Raw genomic sequence first — 2,085 nt, 5'->3', positions numbered from 1 at the left:
GCGCCGTCTTAAAGACGGCGTGTTTCTGTCAAGGTACCGACTATGGAGCATTTACAAACATTCAGGACAACTCAGGTCAATCTACCACCTTTTTCTTGATAAAAGGTAATACAAATTCCTATTTAGAAATCTCCATTTTGATGTTGTGATGTATTCACCTATATTTACTCAATATACAAAAGGAGGTCTTTGCACTTTACACATATATCATGATAAAATGAACTAATCTATGTATACGAGGAGATCACTAATGAGTACAGAAAACGAAACTATTGTAATCGATTTTCCAGAGCCCCGCATAATTTCGTTAATGTTAAGCGGTAAATCCTATTCAATTCCTTCATACTTTTCTTTTCACGATCTGTTAATTTATCAAGAAGTCTTAAAACGCGATAATAGTGCCAAGAAAGCCTTAGTAGAAGTGATATACCATAAGCTAGAGACTTTGGAGCAATCAATACCAACTAAAAATGAATTGTACCTCGAGAACGATAGCTCTTTTGAACCCTATATTTTAGCTATAGTAAGTAACGGAAACGAGTTGGGGAAATATTATTCTGAAACCGATTGCTCCCTTCTAGCGACTGAACGTTTTGCAATAGCTTTTAATCAATACGTACCCGAGTTTACAAAAAAAATATCTGAACAAATACAACCTGCTCTAAAACAATTTATGCAAAGCATTAATGTCCCCAAGTTAAACGCTTCCTTTTCACGTATTGCTAGACAAATGACCGAATTATTTGCCCCTATACAAAAAATAGCTTCCCAAATTTCCACTTACCTTTTCGATGTTTTCTCGAAGATTCAGATACCTACTCTTACTCAAGAGGAAAAAGAAGCATTAAAAGCATCGTATGAAAAGTGGGGGCAATTTGGCTGGTCTGCAATTCCCAATAGCACAATAACTCTCTATAGTCATGCACCTCTAGACTATAGAGAAGCAGATAAAATCGCGCTAAAGTATTTTAATACTGATGGATTAAAAGATTTATTTGCGAAACTACAAGAAACGCCCTTAAGGAAAAACGATTTGAATTCAGCAATTTATTGTTTTGAACATAAACAATACAAAGCATGTGCTACCCTACTATTTGGAATTATTGACTCCAAACTTATCCGATTACAGGCAAAAACCGAAACTAATAACCGTAGACAGGTTGGCCAAAAGGCCATTAGAAAACTTGAAACTAAAATTAGAGAAAAAGCTGATTTAGAAAAATACCTATACCATTTCTTATACCTTTCCAATCTAACATCATGCTTATCCACTTTTTTCGAGAATGGTAACGACTTTTTACATGAACCAAAAACTATAAACAGAAACTACATTTTGCACGGAATGAATAAGCGAAGCGTTAGAAGGAAAGATTGTATTCAACTATTTCTAGCACTTTATAATCTTACAAATCTTTTGGATGATTTGAAAAGTTTCTAATTTTTTGGATCAGCTTAAGCACTTGATTCAGCCAAATTGTTAATATATATATTGGTGTGTTCAAAAAAGACTCTCCTTCGCTACAAACAAAATACATTTTTTAGCTGATTAATCTCTTCCGCTACCTCTTTCTTGTTTTACTAGATAGCAATTTTCGCAAAAAAATGAATTAATCTGTCGTTCTCATTAATCTCTTTGACGTATTTTAAGTATATGACACCCATCCAATACTCGAAATTTCAAATTTCGCTACCATCACCAAAGGAAAACTCTTTTTTTAATCGTTTATATTTATTCATCCCACATCTAATTTCGGGTCAACTTCGGGTCAATCACCTACCCTATTCTTGATAAAATATAACACGATATAACACAAATTCCTTTTTAGGAATCGCCATTTTAAGCGCTGTAACACGCTATAACACTAGATAAAATCAAATTTTGCAATCCTCATTCCTTTAGATAACTATAAACAGTAACCCTGTGAACCCTAGTGTTTACAGGGTTTTCTGTTGTTATCATTGTTCATCAAAACCCTCCGGGCCAACTTCGGGCCAACTCCTTTTTTCGGGTTATTCATTATTCATTTATAAGATCCCCCCTATCTAATTGACCATATAAATAGGACATTCTCTTTTGACGGAGAA

The 2,085-nt window shown here is 34.1% G+C and carries 1 protein-coding gene; it reads left to right on the top strand.

The genetic code is table 11. The annotated features are described in order from the left end of the window. The first annotated feature begins 250 nt into the window (after positions 1-250). Positions 251-1,438, top strand: coding sequence for a hypothetical protein (locus tag NHH16_RS15265; RefSeq protein ID WP_262070454.1), 1,188 nt, complete (start codon positions 251-253; stop codon positions 1,436-1,438). Positions 1,439-2,085 lie beyond the last annotated feature (647 nt).

The organism is Ohessyouella blattaphilus, assembly GCF_024721265.1.
In the GTDB taxonomy this organism is placed as follows: domain Bacteria; phylum Bacillota; class Clostridia; order Lachnospirales; family Lachnospiraceae; genus Aequitasia; species Aequitasia blattaphilus_A.
This window is presented reverse-complemented; position numbering and strand designations above follow the sequence as displayed.

Bases quoted from the DNA above. Each gene is read 5' to 3' on its own strand.
- NHH16_RS15265 (WP_262070454.1), top strand. From the start codon at position 251: ATGAGTACAGAAAACGAAACTATTGTAATCGATTTTCCAGAGCCCCGC.